The following is an 18,748-nucleotide window of genomic DNA, read 5'->3' on the forward strand; positions in this document are numbered from 1 at the left end:
GAAAAAACAAAGAAAAGATGAAAAAGGAGGCAAGAGGAACACTCTGCCCCAGTTTCATTCAAGGTTTCCACTAAACGCGAAGGAATTTGCGGACAGAGATTAGGGAACCCCATACCCCAATCACGATACCTAAGCCGATTAGAAGCACTGTCATCGTTGGTGCAATATTTTCGAACGGTGTTAATTTAATCATCAACAAATTCAAATTCAATGAACTTAAGTTGAGCAATTTCCAATAGCCTGCAAGTATGATGGCTGTTGGGATCGCAGAGCCAATAAAGCCAAGCAATGCACCCTCTATGAAAAACGGCCAACGAATAAAGGAATTCGTCGCACCCACGAGCTTCATGATTGAAATTTCCCGTTTTCTAGCCAAAATCGTAATTTTGATCGTATTGGCAATAAGGAATACCGCTGTAAAGGATAGCAACACAACGATGCCAATCCCGATCCAACGCGCGATCTTCGTTACTTTAAACAGCGCCTCGACAGTGCCTTTGCCATAATTCACTTTGTAAATAGGCTTAGGATCCTTGCCGATGTTAAGCGCAGAGATTTGGTCCGCAACAATGGCCACATTCCGCGGATCGTCCACTTCGATCGTAAACGCATCGTTCAACGGATTGTTATCTCCCTCAAAGCCATCTAAGAGCGCTTTCCCGCTGTCGCCAAGCTTTTCGCGCAAATAGACAAGTCCCTCTGCCTTCGAAACGAACTTAATCGTTTTCACTTCAGGGATCGCTTGGATTTGCGTTTGAAGTGCCGTGATTTGATCCTGAGCGGTGTTAACCTCCAGGTACACGTTGATCTCGACCTGTTGCTCAATTTGGGTAGCTACATCATTCACATTTAAAGTTATGAGTACGAAAACACCAAGAATAAACAGAGAAATCGCAATGGAGCTTATCGACGCGAACGTCATCCAACCATTCCGCACGACATTTTTCGTACCTTCTCGCAGATGTCGAGAAACTGTACTAATCTTCATAGCCATATTCCCCCCGTAATTGATCGCGAGCAATAAGGCCATTCTCAATCGCAATCACGCGCTTACGCATCGTATTCACGATTTCTTTGTTGTGCGTAGCCATGACAATTGTGGTACCGCGGAAATTAATTTCCTCCATCAATTTCATAATGCCCCATGACGTTTCAGGGTCCAAATTTCCTGTCGGTTCATCGGCGATAATGACGGATGGGCTGTTTATTATTGCCCGGGCAATAGCAACACGCTGCTGTTCACCGCCTGATAACTGCGATGGGAGTGAGTTTGCCTTATCTTTTAGCTTAACGAGCTCCAGAACTTCCATGGTGCGTTTCTTGATTTGCTTCTTAGGTGCCTCAATAACTTCCATGGCGAAAGCTATATTTTCAAAAATAGATAATTTCGGAAGTAAACGATAGTCTTGGAAAATAACGCCGATATTTCGACGCACGTAGGGAATTTTGCGTTGTTTAAGCTTTTCTAAATTGAAACCATTTACGAAAATTTGACCTTTCGTTGGTCTTTCTTCTCTATACATCAACTTCATGAAAGTAGATTTACCTGCGCCTGAAGGTCCAACCACATAGACAAACTCATTGCGGTCCACTTTTACATTAATGCCTCTTAATGCGTGCGTCCCGTTGGCGTATGTTTTCCATACGTCCTGCATTTCGATCACAATATCACATCCTAATTATATAGATAGCCTATATCCATTCGACACAAAAGCTGAAAATCCTTCTAAATCCTCTTTGAAATTCATGGGGAATACCGTCATTATACCATGGTTTGTACATATTTTAGCCGAAACAGGATTATGTACTAAATTGGCATCAAGATTGATACATATAGAGAGACAGGCCGTATCACATTCGTATGTAAAGGAGTGGCTCTTCATGACACGCTCATTCAGAAATCTCATCCTCTATTCCGCTATCGCTCTTGGTTTATTCGTCACGTGCGGCATTGCACTTTATATATATGGAGCTCAAACTACCTTTCCCGCTAACGTCACCATTGCTGGCTGGCGTGTAGGTGGAATGTCCTATGCCGCTTTTCAAACTGAATCCGAGCAGCGCATGAAACGACTGTCCTCTTTTCCTGTTCTTTTACACACATCATATCCGGAAATTCCCGCCAAAGAACTGTCCCTTGGACAACTAGGCATTCGCTATGACAAGAGCCTTCTCACCCAATCCTTCCAACAATTAACCAGCGATTCACCGTTTGTGCGTATTAAAGCGCGCTGGAACCTACGAAATGCCACTATTCCACTGAATGTCTCTGTAGATTCCTCCAAACTGAACGACACCGTCAAGGATGCTTGGAAAGAGCTGTATACCAAACAGCCAATTGCCGCCAAGCGGCTTCTCAAATCGCATGATCAGGTTGCGTACGAACCCGAGCGAAATGTGTTAAGAATTGATACCGCGCACTTGCAAGAGCAGCTGCTAAGCATCGCTCCTTCTCTAGGCACTTTAGCGCATACCGCACCAATTGGGCTATCTTTGCCTGTGTACGAGCTGAGCCCCACCGTCACACTAGCCACCTTGAAACAGCAAGGCATCGATGGCAAAATCTCCGAATTCACGACTGTGTTCCCCACTTCAGGTGAAGGGCGGGTTCACAATATTCGAGTAACCGCTACATCGATTCAAGATTACTTAATGGCACCAGGCGAAACCTTCGATTACAGCAAAATCATTGCACAGACAGAAGCCAAATTCGGCTACAAGGAAGCACCCGTCATCCTCAACGGGAACCTCGTCCCCGGGATCGGCGGCGGAATCTGCCAAGTATCCTCGACGCTCTACAACGCCGTCTTGCGCAGCGGTCTTGAAATTGTGGAGCGGAGAAATCATTCACTCCCTGTCAATTACGTCCCTCTTGGGCAAGATGCTACATTTGCTAACGGTTATATTAATTTCAAATTTCGTAATAATACGAACAGCTACGTATGGATCCGCACCATAACGACGGATACGGCCGTAACAGTCAAGCTTTTTGGTCATCAGACGCCTGCCATCACCTATGACATCGACTCCAAAATTATTGAAACCATTCAGCCCCCGATTAAATATGTGAACAATCCGAACATGACACCAGGCTTAGAACGCCCGATCAGCACAGGAAAAGTCGGTTACAAGGTTGAAACCTATCGGATCAAGCGAGAAAACGGCATCATCGTCAGCAAAGAGTTAATCTCCAAGGATCAGTATTCACCTGTGCCTACGGTTATCGCGGCCAACCGCAAAGACATCCGGTCAGAAGAGCCTGCGCCCAAACAGCCTATGGTGGAAGATGGCGTGAGTACACTCGCTATCCAATGATAAACAATAAATGTGATGAAATCATGAAGGTCATGTGACTGTAGTTACTACGTCATTATGACTTTTTTCTTTTATGATAAGACTATCGAAAGAGGATTGAAGGAGGCATAACGATGAGCAAAGTGGATTATTTCAAAGAATTGAACTATCGCCTGCGCGGACTTCCTGAGAAGGAGCGCCAAAATATACTTAAAGTGTATGAAGAGTTATTTCAAAAAGCCGTTGAAAATGGCAAGCATGAAGATGAGATTTCACAGTCTCTCGGCTATCCGCGGGTACCGAACTGGGACGCTCAAAAAGAGGCTACACCTGTGCAAGAGGAAGCATACAAGCGTTCAATGAGTTCGTTTGAAGCTGATGCGCTGCAGGCTGAGGAAACACCTTATGGGAGTGAAGAGCAGGAAGAGGCAGCTATACCTTATGTAAAGCAGCCCGAACCGGCCATCGGCCCTAAGAAACCTGTACAGGCCCCTGAGGCTTGGGAACCGCCTGACTATACACAGACGTCTCCACCTACTTACCCTCCGGTGTATAACACATCTTATCCGCCCCCATACCCAGCGGCTAAACCAGATACGGGGATTAAAGCGATCATTATCTCCATTATGCTCGGCTTCTTTAATCTCATGTTCGTTGTGGGTCCATGGCTAGGGGTTTGCGCCGCAATGATCGCTTTATTTGCAGCAGGTTTTGCCCTTCTGGTCGCACCTGTCATCGGCGTGCTCACCAGCTTAGCTGGCACCACGGGCAGTGACTTCCAATTCATTTCATTCAGCTTGCTCGCCTGCTTCGGCTTAGGCATTATCATCACTACGCTAAGCTCTTGGCTGCTCAAGCAGTTTTTCAAGATCAGCTGGAAGTACATCCAATTCAACGCCAAATTGATTAAGGGGGTTTAAGCCATGCAAACTAAAGTGAAATTTTTCTTAGTGACTGGCTTTATCTGCCTTGCGATAGGCCTGATTGGAGCCGCAGTTTCCTTCCAGTCTTTGGATTTTGAGACCGGTGTTGCAACACTTGATGTAGAGAAGAAAATACCCGCAGCCAGTATCGATTCCCTGATCATTAACAATGATATCTCAGGCGTCACTTTCATTCCGAGCAACTCGGATGAAATTAGCGTTCGTTTAGTGGGTGCTGCGCGATCCGAAAATGCACAGAATTGCACAGTCGAGGCTACAACAGAGGGTGCGAATACATGGCGAGTAGATGTATGTACGAATAAAAAGGCACACATTGACTTCGGCTTCGACCTTACGGAGTTTAAAAGCTTATTCAACGGTCAGCGCCTTCGTTTACGCACAGAAGTGAGTCTGCCTGACAAGCTGTACAAGGCAATTACGGTAAGCACAGATACAGGCAGTATTTCCTTCAAAGAAGTGAAGGCTGAAAAGCTAACTGCCAGTACGGATACTGGAAACATTACAATTGACCGTTACGAAGGAAAAAATGTGAATCTGCAAACAGACACTGGCAGTATTCAGCTCAATGACGGGCAAGGCAATATGAAGCTCAAAACCGATACGGGCAGCATTACAGCAACGCTTCGTGAGCTTGGGGATACCGTTGCGATGGAAACGGACACTGGATTTGTACGCCTGCAGCTAGACCCTGCACCTACAGATGCAAGCTTTGATCTGAGTACGGACACAGGCAGTACGAATCTGGATGTGCCAGGTGTAACTGTTCAACGAACAGGCCACAACAAAGCAAAGGGTTCGATCGGCAATGGCAGTCATAAGGTTACGGTTCGAACGGACACAGGATATGTTGAGGTTAAAGGTAGATAAGCATGCAAAAAAGCTCCTCTCGAGCATCCGATGGATGACGGGAAGAGCTTTTTTAATTGAAGATATGGAAGACTATTTGCTTTTCTCTAAAAAGTCATGCAACCACGCCTGCGACTCTGCCAGCACTTGCTCCGCACGGCCAATGGCCTCGCTCACTTGATTGCTCGCTGTACCGCCGTAGACATTACGCGCATTCACGACTTGCTCTGGTTGAAGCACCTTATAAATATCAGACTCGAATAGCTCGGAGAAGGTTTTGAACTCCTCGATACTCATATCGAGCAAGTATTTTTTGTTTTGGATACAATACAGCACGGTTTTGCCGATCACTTCGTGCGCCTGACGGAAAGGAAGACCCTTATTCACCAGGTAATCCGCAATATCCGTTGCATTCGAGAAGTCTTGGTTCACAGCTTGACGCATACGCTCGGTATTCACCTTCATCGTCGATACCATCGGCGCAAACAATTGCAGCGCGCCTTGCAGGGTACGAACCGTATCAAACATGCCTTCTTTGTCTTCCTGCATGTCCTTGTTGTACGCCAGCGGCAGCGACTTGAGTACGGTCATCAGACCGAACAAGTTGCCATAGACGCGGCCTGTTTTACCACGGACGAGCTCCGCTACGTCCGGGTTCTTCTTCTGCGGCATGATCGAGCTGCCGGTGCAGAACGCATCATCGAGTTCGATGAACGCGAACTCGGTCGAAGACCAGAGCACCATTTCCTCGCTGAAGCGAGAAAGGTGCATCATGATCATGGACGCGTTAGAGAGGAACTCCAGGATGAAATCGCGGTCACTGACCGCATCCAGGGAGTTCTCGTACACGCGTCCGAACCCGAGCTGCTCCGCCACGAAATGGCGGTCGATCGGGAAGGTCGTGCCCGCGAGCGCGCCAGCGCCGAGCGGCAGCATGTCTACGCGCTTGTAGCTGTCCTGCAAGCGCTCAAGATCACGCTGGAACATGCTGACATAGGCCATCATGTGATGCGCGAACAAGATCGGCTGCGCACGCTGCAGATGCGTATACCCCGGGATAATCGTATCTAGATTAGCCTTCGCTTTCTCAAGCAAAGCTTCCTGCAGCTTGATAAGCAAGCCAACGAACTCAACCACGCGCTTGCGCAGGTAGAGATGCATGTCCGTTGCCACCTGATCGTTACGGCTGCGGCCCGTGTGCAGCTTGCCGCCGACAGGACCGATCAGGTCGATCAAGGTTTTCTCAATATTCATGTGAATATCTTCATTCTGAATCGTGTATTCCAGCTCGCCGCGGCGAATCATGCCCTGCACTTGCAGTAAGCCGTCTTTGATTTTTTCTACATCTTCCGCTGGCAAGATGCCGCATTTGCCCAACATCGTCACATGCGCCAAGCTGCCTTCGATATCTTCCTCAGCAAGCTCTTTATCAAATGTAATGGATGCGGTATATTCTTCGACTAATTGGTCGGTTTGTTTCGTGAAACGTCCACCCCAAAGCTTAGACACCTTGCATGACCCCTCTCGTTTTCACATACCTACATAAACTTTTATGAGATAACCTTATGGACAGCCCAAAGGCTTTCCACAAAGGGAAAGCCCACGGCTGAGCAGCTATTTGAAATGTTACTTCTTCGCGTTTTGTTCCACGCCGGAACCAACTTTCAAACGCAGTGCATTCAAGCGGATAAAGCCAGTTGCGTCGCCTTGATCGTAAGCTTTCGTTGGATCAGCTTCCATTGTAGCGATATCCGGATTGTAGAGGGATACTGGGCTTTTCACGCCAGCGCCCATCACATTACCTTTGTACAGTTTCAAACGAACTGTACCGGATACGTTCTTTTGGCTCTCGGATACAAGCGCTTGAATCGCCAAACGCTCAGGTGCGAACCAGAAGCCATTGTATACAAGCGATGCGTATTTCGTGATTAAGGAATCACGAAGGTGCATAACGTCGCGGTCCATCGTGAGGGATTCCATTTTGCGGTGAGCGGTGAAAAGAATAGTACCGCCCGGAGTTTCGTACACGCCACGGCTCTTCATGCCGACGAAACGGTTCTCAACCATGTCCACACGACCAATACCGTGTTTACCGCCGATTTCGTTCAACGTTTCCATCACTTCTAGTGGGGAAAGCTTCGTTCCGTTGATCGCTACGCAATCACCAGCTGCGAACTCAAGCTCGATGTACTCCGCTTGATCTGGTGCGTCTTCTGGCGCTACGCTGAGCACGTACATGCCTTTGTTGGAGTCAGCTGCCGCGTCAAACCAAGGATCTTCCAACATGCCGCTCTCGAAGGAGATGTGCAGCAAGTTGCGGTCTGTCGAATATGGCTTCGCTGCGGATGCCGTTACCGGAATGTTGTGCTTCTCCGCGTAAGCGATCATCTCTGCGCGGCCTGGGAACTGCTCGCGGAATTCTTCCAAACGCCAAGGCGCGATCACGGAAAGCTCAGGCGCTAGCGCTGCTGCTGTAAGCTCGAAACGCACTTGGTCATTACCTTTACCAGTTGCACCATGGGCAATCGCTGTTGCGCCCTCAGCGCGAGCGATCTCAACCATACGCTTCGCGATCAAAGGACGCGCAATGCTCGTGCCGAGCAGGTATTGCCCTTCATAAAGAGCACCTGCTTGGAACATCGGGTTGATAAAATCCTTAGCGAACTCAGCGCGAAGGTCGTCGATGTAGATTTTGGATGCACCAGTTGCCAGCGCTTTTTCCTCCAACCCGTCTAGCTCATCCTTTTGCCCGATATCCGCTGTGAAGGCAATGATTTCTGCGTCGTAAGTTTCTTTTAACCATTTGAGGATAACCGATGTATCCAAACCGCCTGAATAAGCGAGTACGATTTTTTCCTTAGCCATGTCTACTATTCGCTCCGTTTCTACTCTCACTATAATAAATTTAAATTATATCATTGTCGCGGCCATAATAGCCTTTTGCGCATGAAGACGATTCTCAGCTTGGTCGAAAATGATGGAATGCCCGCCGTCGATTACGCCCTCGCTCACTTCTTCCCCGCGGTGTGCAGGCAAGCAGTGCATGAATAGGTAATCCTGCTTCGCATATTTCACCAAAGCTTCATTTACTTGATAGTTTTTGAAGGCGATTTCCCGCTCCTGCTGCTCTGCTTCTTGACCCATGCTCGCCCATACATCCGTGTAGATAATGTCCGCATTTTCAACCGCTTCGCGAGGATCACGGGTTACAAGCAGGCTTCCGCCTGTTTCAGCCGCATTTTCCTTGGATTGGCGAATCACTTCTTTATCCGCATCATAGCCTTCTGGCGAAGCAATTGCGAAATCCATTCCGAGTTTGCTAGCTCCCATCATCAGGGAGTGCACCATGTTGTTGCCATCGCCGATATAGGCGACTTTGATACCTTTTAAGCGGCCTTTTTTCTCCAAAACAGTTTGATAATCCGCCATCACTTGGCATGGGTGCGCATGATCGGTTAAGCCGTTAATGACAGGCACCGTCGCTCCGCGAGCCAAATCGATCACCTTACGGTGCTCGTAAGTACGAATCATGATTCCGTCCAAGTAACGGGACAAGGTTTGAGCGGTATCCCATACCGTCTCTCCGCGGCCCAGCTGCAAATCATTTTTGCTCAGGAAAAGCGCTTGGCCTCCCAGTTGGTACATCCCCACTTCAAAGGACACACGCGTACGCGTCGAGGATTTCTCAAAAATCATGCCCAGCGTTTTGCCCGCTAGTACGGCATGCGGCTCTCTTGCCTTCTGCTTGCGCTTCAGCTCGATGCCATAGTGAATCAAATATTCGATTTCTTCCGCTGTATAATCAACCAAAGCAAGAAAATCCTTGCCCTTTAACTGGGCAGCCAGTTCTTCCTTGACCATGCTATTCATGTGATCCAACCTCTCTTCATTAAACTTCGGTTAGACGCCACTGATGGTGGATGCCTTCTGGGAGAGGACACCGCACACGACTTCTAACGCTTGATCCAAATCTTCTTGCGGTATCGTTAACGCTGGCACCAAACGAATTACGTTCGGGCCTGCTGGAATGACCAACACGCCTTGCTTGTGAATCTCGGTAATGATTTCGGCACTTGGCTGTGTACATTCAATACCAATGAGAAGGCCAATGCCACGGATACTCTTCACCAGCGGATTGCCCGCCAGCTTGCTTTCTAACTTCTTCACCGTGTACTCGCCTAGCTCAGCTGCACGTTCCGTCAATTGATTGTCGATAATGGTGCTTAACGTCGCATGGGCCGCTGCAGTTGCAATCGGTGTACCACCGAAAGTCGAACCGTGACTGCCTGCGCTGAAAGCTTCCGCCAAGTACCCTTTTGCCAACATTGCACCGATCGGGAATCCACCGCCAAGACCTTTGGCTAATGTGAAAATATCCGGCTCTACACCATAATGCTCATAGGCAAAAAGCTTGCCCGTACGACCTACACCTGTCTGAATTTCATCCGCGATCAGGAGTAAATTATGCTCTTTGCATAGCTCAGCCAATTGCTTCACGAATTCCGGATCAGCTGGCAATACGCCGCCTTCCCCTTGCACGAACTCGAGCATAACTGCACAAGTCTTATCATTCACGAGACGGCGCACAGACTCGATATCGTTATAATCAGCATAGACAAAGCCTTCTGGAAGCGGAAGGAAGCCTTCCTTTACTTTGTCCTGGCCAGTAGCTGTTAATGTAGCAATCGTACGCCCATGGAAGGACATGTTGAACGTGATGATCTCGTACTTACCGTTGTTTAGCACTTTTTGCGAGTAGCGACGGGCGATTTTGATCGCAGCCTCATTCGCTTCTGCGCCTGTGGAACAGAAAAACACAGCATCCGCACAGCTGTTGTCTGTTAATAAACCAGCCAATTTTTCCTGATTCGGAATATGGAATAAGTTGCCCACATGCCACAGCTGATCCAACTGCTCGATCAATTTCTCTTTCACAACCTTTGGTGCATGCCCAAGGGCTGCAACAGCAATCCCGCTCATCATGTCGATGTATTCCTTGCCTGTGTCATCCCACAGTCGGCTGCCCTCACCCTTCACTAGCGTAATCGGATATCTGGCGTAAGTTGGAAATAACGAGCTTTTCCCTTGTTCTGTCATGTACATTCCCTCCTTATGGGGTTATTAAAATTACCGTACAATGCGCGTGCCGATGCCATCGCCCTTCAGCACTTTGCTTAACACGTTCGGTTCCGCACCGTTCACGATAACAACTTCTTGCACTTGCCCTTGTATACAAGCAATCGCTGCACGAACTTTCGGGATCATGCCGCCATAGATGTCGCCACTTGTGATCATTTCTTCAATCTGCGCTACGCTGACGACAGGAAGCACTTGCTTCTCGCCATCCACGACCTTCATAATGCCGGGCACATCAGTCACAACGACCATTTGTTCCACACCAAGGTGAGAAGCTACAGCACCTGCCGCCGTATCGGCGTTGATGTTGTACCGCTGTCCGCCATCTGCGCCCAGACCAACTGGTGCGATAACCGGAATGTAGCCCATGCTGACAATCCCTTGAATCAGCTCTGCATTGACTTTCGTCACATCGCCTACAAGACCAACTTCATGGCTGTTCGCGACTGGCTTCGCTTCGATCAAATGTCCATCCACACCGGACAATCCAAGCGCTTTCGCACCTGTTAATTGAATACGGCGGACGATTTCTTTGTTGATTTGGCCGGACAGCACCATCTCGACCACGTCGAGTACCGCTTCATTCGTGACGCGCAAACCGTTTACGAAGCCGGATTCAATCCCAAGCTTCCCTAACGTTTCAGAAATAGCAGGACCGCCGCCATGCACGATAACCGTTACGATGCCCTCTTCCTGAAGCTGACGCATATCGTCAAAAAAACTACTAGGCAGCGCCGCAAGCGTGCTGCCTCCGCATTTCATAACAAAGCAATTGTTCTTCACTGCTCTTTTTCCCCCTTACGTCCGATAAGCCGCATTAATTCGCACATAATCATAGGTCAAATCGCAGCCCCAACCCGTTGCTTTGCCTTCGCCCATATGTAAATTCACATGAATTTGAATCGTATCTGTTTTCAAATAAGCAAGTGCCGCTTCCTCGTCGAACTTCACAGGACGCGATTGCTCCAACACCGCAATATCGCCTAGGCGAATATCGACCGTGTTCACATTCACCGGCTGCCCGGAGTATCCGACAGCTGCAATGATCCGGCCCCAGTTCGCGTCAGCGCCGTATACAGCAGACTTCACAAGGCTAGATCCGATGATCGACTTGACGATCTTACGAGCCGCTTCGTCGCTCTCCGCGCCGATTACTGTCGTCTCGATCAGCTTCGTCGCGCCTTCGCCGTCACGCGCAATCGCTTTGGCGAGGTATTCGCCAACGTACTGGAACCCTGCCGCGAAAGCATCCCAATCCGGGTGCCCCGGATGCAGGGAGTCTCCGCCGGCAAGCCCGCTTGCCATCACCACGACCATGTCGTTGGTGCTTGTATCTCCGTCAACGGTGATCATGTTGAACGTATTATCTGTAATCCTGCTTAGCAACAGCTGCAGGTATTCGCTCTCGATCGCGACGTCGGTTGTCATGAAACCGAGCATCGTCGCCATGTTCGGGTGAATCATCCCCGACCCCTTTGCCGCTCCGGCAATGTGAACCTCTTTGCCGCCAACCACCACACGGACACACGTCATCTTCTGCACGAGATCCGTCGTCAGGATCGACTGGCAGAAGTCTTCGCCGCCGTCTAGCTTTAACTTTGCTGGCAGCTGCTCGATGCCGCTCAGTACTTTACCCATCGGCAGTAGCTCGCCGATAACGCCAGTGCTCGTTACGCCGACGTGGTACTCTTCCACGCCAAGTGCCTTCGCACTTGCCGCGCGCATAGCGCGAGCGTCGTCTTCGCCTTGCTGTCCAGTGCACGCGTTCGCGTTGCCACTGTTCACGATCATCGCCTGCAGCTTGCCGCTGTGGGCGATGCTTTCTTGCGTCACGCGCAGCGGTGCCGCTTGGAACGCGTTCAGCGTGTATACGCCTGCCGCTGATGCGGGTACATCACACAGGATCGCGCCAAGATCATAGCGCTCCGTCTTCTTCAATCCGCAGTGCAGTCCGCCTGCACGAAAGCCCTTCGGTGTTGTTACAGTGCCCTCTGGCACAACTGTAAAGCTTACTTGGTCCGACATGGTCGTCTACTCACCTATCCTCATCTTCTAGTTATGGATATACCGGTGCGAACAACAAACCTGTCGTCTCGTCCCAGCCTTGCATAATATTTAAATTCTGAATCGCTTGGCCTGCAGCACCCTTCACGACATTGTCTATAACCGACACGATCGTAACACGCCCTGTACGCTCATCCACAGCGAAGCCAATATCACAGAAATTCGAACCTGTTACTTCCTTCGTTGAAGGATATTTCCCTAGCGGGCGAATCCGAACGAATTTGCGGCCTTCATAGTACTGACGATACTTCTCGATGAACTCTTCAGCTGTATGCTCACCAGTTAGCGTTGCATACATCGTTGCCATAATTCCGCGCGTCATCGGCACAAGGTGTGTCGTAAACGTCGTCACAACCGGTTTCCCTGCAATGCGGCTTAGCGCTTGCTCGATTTCCGGGATGTGTTGGTGCTTATTTATTTTGTAAGCCGATAAATTCTCATTCACTTCGGAGTAGTGTGCGCTCAGGCTCAAACCTCGACCTGCACCAGATACACCGGATTTCGCATCAATAATAATCGTAGATGGATCGATCCATCCCGCTTCAACCGCAGGAATAAGACCTAGCAATGTCGCTGTAGGGTAACAACCTGGGTTCGCGATTAGATCGCTGCCCTTCACTTCGTCCCCGAACACTTCGGATAGACCGTAAATCGAACGTGCCAGTGCCTCTTCGGAAGCAGCCGGTTTTTTGTACCATTTTTCATAGTCGCTAGCCGACTTTAATCTCAAATCCCCTGAAATATCAATAACCTTCAGGCCTGCTGCGAGCAGCTTCGGCGACAGCTCCGCGCTGACACCCGCTGGTGTGGCCAAGAACACAACGTCCGCTTTCCCTGCGATAAGGTTAACATCAAGGACATCGAGGATATCCACAACCACTTCCTGCAAATGTGGAAAATGCTCCGCAAGCGGCGCTCCTGCATTCGATGTTGAAATCACGGATGTAATATGTACAAGTGGATGCGCCTGCAAAAGACGAATCAATTCCGCACCACCATACCCTGTAGCTCCAATAATAGCCGCTCTAATGCTCTGACTCATATCCATGCCCTCCCGATGTTCCGAAAATATATGTATTATTATACATTCGTATACATAATAATTCAATGAATTTTTTTGTTGGTTCTTTGGATCTCAATTCGCAAAATAACAAGACATTTCAAGGCTTTGACAGACAGAAATCGACTGTGTTTATATTCACAGAATAATCTGACTATATTCACTCTTATGCACATTATGCATCATTTCTGTGTAATACGTGTATGAGAAAATGATTTATACCGAGAATTTCAATGCTGAGTGACCTTGTTTATAAATTGTAGTTATCCATCGCCATACACCCTGCACGATAACCATTATCCCAAAATCTCTAGCAAGAAGGCAAATTATGTTATTAGAGTCATAGTTATTCACATAATTACCTACATGCTGTGGACAAGTTTAATGTTTATACACAGATTGCCAACAAGTTATCCACAAATAGGTAAAAAACCTCCCGTTACTCTCTGGCTTCTCCACAATTGATAGCAGAAACCTGAGTCCTAACAGGAGGCTTTCTTTGATACTCCAACCTTCCACTAAGCGTGGCGTTTAAATCCTTCACCCAACACTTCATTCGTTTCACTCAAAATTACGAAAGCTTGCGGGTCCACAGATTGCACCAGTGTTTTCAATCGACTGACTTCGTTCTGTTTCACGACCACCATCATCACCGTCCGCGATTCTCCCGTAAATCCACCTGAACCACTGAGTTCCGTTAAGCCCCGATCCAAATCGTACAAAATCGCCTTCCGAATAGCATCCGTATGATCCGAAATAATAAAGGCCACTTTGGCATAGTTGAAGCCGAGCTGTACGATATCAATGGTTTTGGTGGTGACAAATAAGCCGATCATCCCGTACAACGCGTTCTCTGGGGTAAACACCAGCGCTGAGCTGATAATGACGAGTCCGTCGAAAATGGCGACTGAAAATCCGAGGCTTAGGCCTGAATATTTATGCAGCATTTGAGCAGCCAAGCCCAACCCGCCTGTGGATCCACGTCCTTTGAACACGATACCTAATCCCAAACCCACACCGATCCCGCCATATACAGCAGCTAGCAGTGGATTATGTGTAGGAACGCCAAGATGGCTGGTGATAAGTACACAGAACGGGAAAATGACCGATCCGACAATGGCTTTAATGCCGAATTTCTTCCCTAACAACCATATGGCTAATAGTAAAATCGGAATATTGAGCGCCCACTGTGTGTACGCAGGGTTTATTTTGGTGACTTCCTGCAAAATGGTGGAGATCCCCGAAACCCCGCCTGTTGCGATTTGGTTCGGGTTCAAAAAGCTATTAAAACTAGCCGCCATGATCAGCGATCCGACTATCAGCAGTATGTATTCGAATGCGGTGTGGCTAGGACTTCCGATCTTAATTCGCGGTTCTCTTCTGGACACGAGTGGTCCTCCTTCGTTCAATTACATGAAAAATCCTACACCCATTAGGTGTAGGATCAACGTTTATGACGTGATACATGCACAGCCCGCCAAATCAACTCACTGGCACATGGGCAGACATGATTTCGTGTGGTGTTGTAGTCCTATTACTCTGGCTTGCGTATTTGATGACGCAGATACGCATCAATGAACGTATCCAGATCGCCATCCATGACAGCTCCAATGTTCCCTGTTTCGGCAGCGGTTCTGTGATCCTTCACCATGCTGTACGGATGGAAAACGTAGGAGCGAATCTGGCTGCCCCAAGCAATATCCGACTGCTCGCCGCGAATCTCGGCGAGATGCTTCATTTGCTCTTCGATCTTCCGCTCGTAGAGCTTGGAACGAAGCATCTTCATCGCTTTCTCGCGGTTCTTAATCTGCGAGCGCTCTTGCTGACAGCTCACCACGACCCCAGTCGGAATGTGCGTAATCCGCACAGCCGAGTCCGTGGTGTTGATGTGCTGACCGCCGGCGCCGCTCGCGCGGTACGTATCGATCTTGAGATCCTCGGAGCGGATCTCGCCTACGTCGGTGTCGTCTTCGATCTCTGGCATGACGTCACACGACGCAAAGGAGGTGTGACGACGGCCAGAGGCGTCGAACGGCGAGATTCGGACGAGACGGTGCACGCCCTTCTCTGCCTTCAAATAGCCGTAGGCGTTGAAGCCAGTGATCTGCAGCGTGACACTCTTCACGCCGGCTTCGTCGCCGGGCAAATAGTCGAGCACCTCGACTTTGTAGCCCCGCTTCTCCGCCCAGCGGCGGTACATGCGCAGCAGCATCTCTGCCCAGTCCTGCGACTCGGTGCCGCCGGCGCCTGGATGCAGCTCCAGGATGGCATTCAGCCGATCGTACGGCTGATTGAGCAGCAAGCCAAGCTCGAAGGACTCGAGCTTCTTGACGAGCGCCGCGATGCCTGTTTCGATGTCTTTAACAAGACCCGCGTCGCTCTCTTCTTCTTCGAGTTCGACCATGACCTGAATATCCTCGAACGCGTTCGTGAAGCCTTGGAACTCCTCCACGACACTCTTGATCACGTTGAGCTCAGCGATCGTCTTCTGGGCACGTTCATTATCGTCCCAGAAGTCCGGTGCGCCCATTTTTTCCTCATAGTCCCCAATTGCTTCTAGCTTATGATCTAAGTCAAAGAGACCCCCGTAATTCGGTTAGTCGCTTTGCTGTTTCTCTTAAGTCTTGTTTCACTTCTGGTTCTAGCATGTCTTACACCTCGTTTATTCTTCTTGCTTGTACGTAGACAAGGTTGTTAGATTGCCCTACATGCCTTGCCCATGGCATTGCTTGAATTTCTTGCCGCTGCCGCATGGACATGGATCATTGCGTCCGATACGTTGCTCTTCATCGCGTACCAATGGTTTCTTACCGCCTGCTTCATTCTTCGTGTCAACAGCCTGACCCTCTGCCACCGCTTGGCGCTCGAGGTTGCTCTGTACGTGTGCTTTCATGATGTACATCGAGACTTCTTCACGAATGTTGTCGATCATCTCTTGGAACATTTCGAAGCCTTCGAATTGATACTCACGAAGCGGATCTGTACCGCCGTATGCCCGTAGGTGGATACCTTGGCGCAGCTGATCCATCGCATCGATGTGATCCATCCATTTGCTGTCTACCGCACGAAGCGCTACAACTTTTTCAAATTCACGCATGAACTCTGCGCCAATTTCCGTCTCACGCTCATCATAACGTTTGCTGACAAGCGCTTTGATTTGCTCAATGACTTCTTCTTGCTCTTTGCCCCACAGATCTTGATCTGTAATCTGAGCATCGTCATGCAGCAAGTTGTTATTTACAAAGTTCGCAACTTCTTGCAGTTCCCACTCTTCCGGAATCGTTTCTTCAGGACAGTGCGCTTTTACGATACGCTCGATCACGGCACTGATCATGCCTTCAATAACCTCACGGATATTCTCGGACTCCAGCAGCTCGCGGCGCTGTTTATATATAATCTCACGTTGTTGATTCATAACATCGTCATATTGAAGAACGACTTTACGCACGTCGAAGTTGTTGCCCTCAACGCGTTTTTGCGCAGATTCTACGGCACGGGAGATCAATTTACTTTCAATTGGCTGATCTTCTTCCATCCCCAGACGATCCATCATCGCCATAATATTTTCGGCGCCGAATCGTTTCATTAACTCATCTTCAAGTGAAAGGTAGAATTGGGAGGAACCAGGGTCACCCTGACGTCCTGCACGTCCACGCAGCTGATTATCGATCCGTCTGCTCTCATGACGCTCTGTACCTATGATATGCAAGCCGCCTGCTTCATGTACACCTTGACCGAGCATAATGTCGGTACCGCGGCCTGCCATGTTCGTTGCAATGGTAACCGAACCTGGTTGACCCGCACGTGAAACGATTTCCGCTTCTTCCGCATGGTACTTGGCATTCAATACTTTGTGCTGAACACCTTTCTTCTTAAGCATCTCGGAGAGCCTCTCGGAGTTCTCAATGGAAACTGTACCGACAAGCACCGGTTGGTTCAGCTTATGACGCTCAAGGATTTGTTCAACAACGGCTCTGAACTTACCGTTCTCTGACTTATACACCACATCTGGCAGATCCTTACGAATCATCGGGCGGTTCGTCGGTACGATAATAACTTCAAGGCCGTAAATTTTCTTCAACTCTTCTTCTTCCGTCTTCGCTGTTCCCGTCATCCCCGCTAGCTTGCGGTACATACGGAAATAGTTCTGGAACGTAATTGTTGCAAGTGTCATGCTCTCATTCTGAACTTTCAGCTGCTCTTTGGCCTCAATGGCTTGGTGCAGCCCATCACTATAGCGACGGCCTGTCATAATACGGCCAGTAAATTCATCAACGATCATAACTTCTTCTTCTTGAACGACGTAATCTACGTCACGTTTCATAATGAAACGAGCTTTGAGCGCTTGCGTGATGTGGTGGTTGATATTGACATTTTGATGATCGAATAAGTTCTCGATACCAAATGCACGCTCTGCTTTCGCTACGCCTTCTTCAGTTAGCGCTACAGCACGTACTTTGATGTCGATCGTGTAATCCTCTTCTTCTTTCAGCTTCGCTACAAAACGGTCAGCCGTAAAGTACATATCCGTCGATTTCGCGGCTTGTCCGGAAATAATCAACGGCGTTCTTGCCTCATCGACTAAGATGGAATCCACCTCATCGATAACCGCATAGTACAGCGGACGTTGAACCATCTGCTCTTTGTACAGCACCATATTGTCACGCAGGTAGTCAAACCCGTATTCGTTATTCGTTCCATAAGTAATATCACAAGCATAAGCTGCTTGCTTCTCTTCGTGTGACAAGTCATGCAAGTTAACCCCAACGGTTAAGCCGAGGAACTCATAAATTTGACCCATTTCGCCGCTATCCCGCTGTGCCAAATAGTCATTGACAGTAACAACGTGTACGCCTTTACCTAACAAAGCATTCAAATAAACAGGAAGTGTTCCAACAAGTGTTTTCCCTTCCCCTGTTCTCATCTCCGCGATACGGCCTTCATGCAGCACCATACCTCCGATGAGTTGAACGTCATAATGGCGTTTTCCTAGTACACGGATACCTGCTTCTCTGACTACTGCAAAAGCTTCAGGCAGTAAATCATCGATTTCTTCGCCTTTTTCAAGACGTTCTCTGAACTCGATTGTTTTCCCTTTTAACTCTTCATCGGTCAGCGGTTTAATGCTGGCTTCAAGCTCGTTGATGTAGTCAACGGCCTTGAGCATCCGTTTAATCTCCCGTTCATTGGAATCACCAAAAATTTTCTTCACTAGTCCTAGCATCGGTGAACCCCTTTCCATTGCGTTCGTATCCTTAAATTGTACCACTTATGACAGTCTTGTCGCAACAAACGTGCTATCTCTTCCTTATAAAACCTATATAAATAGGACTTAGAAACCATGCTTTCCCGTATTTCTTAGTATGAAATGGAGATGCTACTAACATGCATAGAGGTATTAACG

General features: G+C 48.7%; 15 protein-coding genes. 3 read left to right on the forward strand and 12 right to left on the reverse strand.

Features of this window, described 5'->3' with window-relative positions; translation table 11 throughout:
• Positions 1-70: 70 nt before the first annotated feature.
• Both ftsX and ftsE read right to left on the reverse strand, forming a co-directional pair.
• Entirely contained in the window at positions 71-988 is a 918-nt protein-coding gene (gene ftsX, locus AC58QO_RS26525; protein WP_497270854.1) for a permease-like cell division protein FtsX, read from the reverse strand.
• A complete protein-coding gene (ftsE, locus tag AC58QO_RS26530) occupies positions 978-1,664 on the reverse strand; it encodes a cell division ATP-binding protein FtsE (protein WP_310501025.1) in 687 nt (228 codons plus the stop codon). Before ftsE ends, ftsX begins: the two co-directional genes overlap by 11 nt.
• A 217-nt stretch (positions 1,665-1,881) precedes the next feature.
• Here ftsE and AC58QO_RS26535 point away from each other — a divergent pair, with 217 nt between their 5' ends.
• From AC58QO_RS26535 to AC58QO_RS26545, 3 genes are all read left to right on the forward strand, one after another.
• Complete coding sequence (locus AC58QO_RS26535) at positions 1,882-3,315, forward strand: VanW family protein (RefSeq protein WP_497270856.1); 1,434 nt, start codon at positions 1,882-1,884, stop codon at positions 3,313-3,315.
• A 113-nt stretch (positions 3,316-3,428) separates the two neighbouring features.
• The gene (locus tag AC58QO_RS26540) at positions 3,429-4,214 is read left to right on the forward strand and encodes a DUF1700 domain-containing protein (RefSeq protein ID WP_497270858.1); all 786 of its coding nucleotides are present in this window, start codon (positions 3,429-3,431) and stop codon (positions 4,212-4,214) included.
• 3 nt (positions 4,215-4,217) lie between these two features.
• Positions 4,218-5,105 (forward strand): DUF4097 family beta strand repeat-containing protein, encoded by an 888-nt coding sequence (locus tag AC58QO_RS26545; protein ID WP_497270860.1) that lies wholly within the window; start codon positions 4,218-4,220, stop codon positions 5,103-5,105.
• Between the two features lie 72 nt (positions 5,106-5,177).
• On the opposite strand, the gene argH is transcribed toward AC58QO_RS26545, so the two are convergent.
• The 10 genes from argH to secA form a co-directional block, all read right to left on the reverse strand.
• The gene (gene argH / locus AC58QO_RS26550) at positions 5,178-6,593 is read right to left on the reverse strand and encodes an argininosuccinate lyase (RefSeq protein WP_497270862.1); all 1,416 of its coding nucleotides are present in this window, start codon (positions 6,591-6,593) and stop codon (positions 5,178-5,180) included.
• 117 nt (positions 6,594-6,710) lie between these two features.
• The gene (locus AC58QO_RS26555; RefSeq protein WP_497270864.1) at positions 6,711-7,949 is read right to left on the reverse strand and encodes an argininosuccinate synthase; all 1,239 of its coding nucleotides are present in this window, start codon (positions 7,947-7,949) and stop codon (positions 6,711-6,713) included.
• Positions 7,950-7,994: 45 nt separating this feature from the next.
• Entirely contained in the window at positions 7,995-8,954 is a 960-nt protein-coding gene (argF, locus tag AC58QO_RS26560) for an ornithine carbamoyltransferase (RefSeq protein ID WP_497270866.1), read from the reverse strand.
• Positions 8,955-8,984: 30 nt separating this feature from the next.
• Positions 8,985-10,181, reverse strand: a complete 1,197-nt coding sequence (argD, locus tag AC58QO_RS26565; protein WP_497270868.1) for an acetylornithine transaminase — start codon at positions 10,179-10,181, stop codon at positions 8,985-8,987.
• Positions 10,182-10,211: 30 nt separating this feature from the next.
• The gene (gene argB / locus AC58QO_RS26570; protein ID WP_497271038.1) at positions 10,212-10,982 is read right to left on the reverse strand and encodes an acetylglutamate kinase; all 771 of its coding nucleotides are present in this window, start codon (positions 10,980-10,982) and stop codon (positions 10,212-10,214) included.
• A 36-nt stretch (positions 10,983-11,018) separates the two neighbouring features.
• Positions 11,019-12,245, reverse strand: coding sequence for a bifunctional glutamate N-acetyltransferase/amino-acid acetyltransferase ArgJ (gene argJ, locus AC58QO_RS26575; protein ID WP_497270870.1), 1,227 nt, complete (start codon positions 12,243-12,245; stop codon positions 11,019-11,021).
• A 31-nt stretch (positions 12,246-12,276) separates the two neighbouring features.
• Positions 12,277-13,326: an N-acetyl-gamma-glutamyl-phosphate reductase gene (gene argC / locus AC58QO_RS26580; protein WP_497270872.1), complete on the reverse strand. Its 1,050-nt coding sequence runs from the start codon at positions 13,324-13,326 to the stop codon at positions 12,277-12,279.
• A gap of 536 nt (positions 13,327-13,862) precedes the next feature.
• A complete protein-coding gene (locus tag AC58QO_RS26585; RefSeq protein WP_497270874.1) occupies positions 13,863-14,732 on the reverse strand; it encodes a YitT family protein in 870 nt (289 codons plus the stop codon).
• 146 nt (positions 14,733-14,878) lie between these two features.
• Positions 14,879-15,992, reverse strand: a protein-coding gene (gene prfB, locus AC58QO_RS26590; RefSeq protein WP_497270876.1) for a peptide chain release factor 2 whose coding sequence is annotated in 2 segments (ribosomal slippage) — positions 14,879-15,919 and positions 15,921-15,992 — 1,113 coding nt in all. Because the reading frame shifts where the segments join, the coding sequence is not laid out codon by codon here.
• A 56-nt stretch (positions 15,993-16,048) separates the two neighbouring features.
• Positions 16,049-18,568 (reverse strand): preprotein translocase subunit SecA, encoded by a 2,520-nt coding sequence (gene secA, locus AC58QO_RS26595; protein ID WP_497271040.1) that lies wholly within the window; start codon positions 18,566-18,568, stop codon positions 16,049-16,051.
• Positions 18,569-18,748 lie beyond the last annotated feature (180 nt).

The sequence above is a fragment of the Paenibacillus sp. J31R30 genome (genome assembly GCF_059692115.1).

Excerpts from the sequence above, each read along its gene's own strand:
- ftsX (WP_497270854.1), bottom strand. The coding sequence starts at position 988 with ATGAAGATTAGTACAGTTTCTCGACATCTGCGAGAAGGTACGAAAAAT.
- AC58QO_RS26535 (WP_497270856.1), top strand. The coding sequence starts at position 1,882 with ATGACACGCTCATTCAGAAATCTCATCCTCTATTCCGCTATCGCTCTT.
- AC58QO_RS26540 (WP_497270858.1), top strand. The coding sequence starts at position 3,429 with ATGAGCAAAGTGGATTATTTCAAAGAATTGAACTATCGCCTGCGCGGA.
- AC58QO_RS26545 (WP_497270860.1), top strand. The coding sequence starts at position 4,218 with ATGCAAACTAAAGTGAAATTTTTCTTAGTGACTGGCTTTATCTGCCTT.
- AC58QO_RS26555 (WP_497270864.1), bottom strand. The coding sequence starts at position 7,949 with ATGGCTAAGGAAAAAATCGTACTCGCTTATTCAGGCGGTTTGGATACA.
- argF (WP_497270866.1), bottom strand. The coding sequence starts at position 8,954 with ATGAATAGCATGGTCAAGGAAGAACTGGCTGCCCAGTTAAAGGGCAAG.
- argD (WP_497270868.1), bottom strand. The coding sequence starts at position 10,181 with ATGACAGAACAAGGGAAAAGCTCGTTATTTCCAACTTACGCCAGATAT.
- argB (WP_497271038.1), bottom strand. The coding sequence starts at position 10,982 with ATGAAATGCGGAGGCAGCACGCTTGCGGCGCTGCCTAGTAGTTTTTTT.
- argJ (WP_497270870.1), bottom strand. The coding sequence starts at position 12,245 with ATGTCGGACCAAGTAAGCTTTACAGTTGTGCCAGAGGGCACTGTAACA.
- argC (WP_497270872.1), bottom strand. The coding sequence starts at position 13,326 with ATGAGTCAGAGCATTAGAGCGGCTATTATTGGAGCTACAGGGTATGGT.
- secA (WP_497271040.1), bottom strand. The coding sequence starts at position 18,568 with ATGCTAGGACTAGTGAAGAAAATTTTTGGTGATTCCAATGAACGGGAG.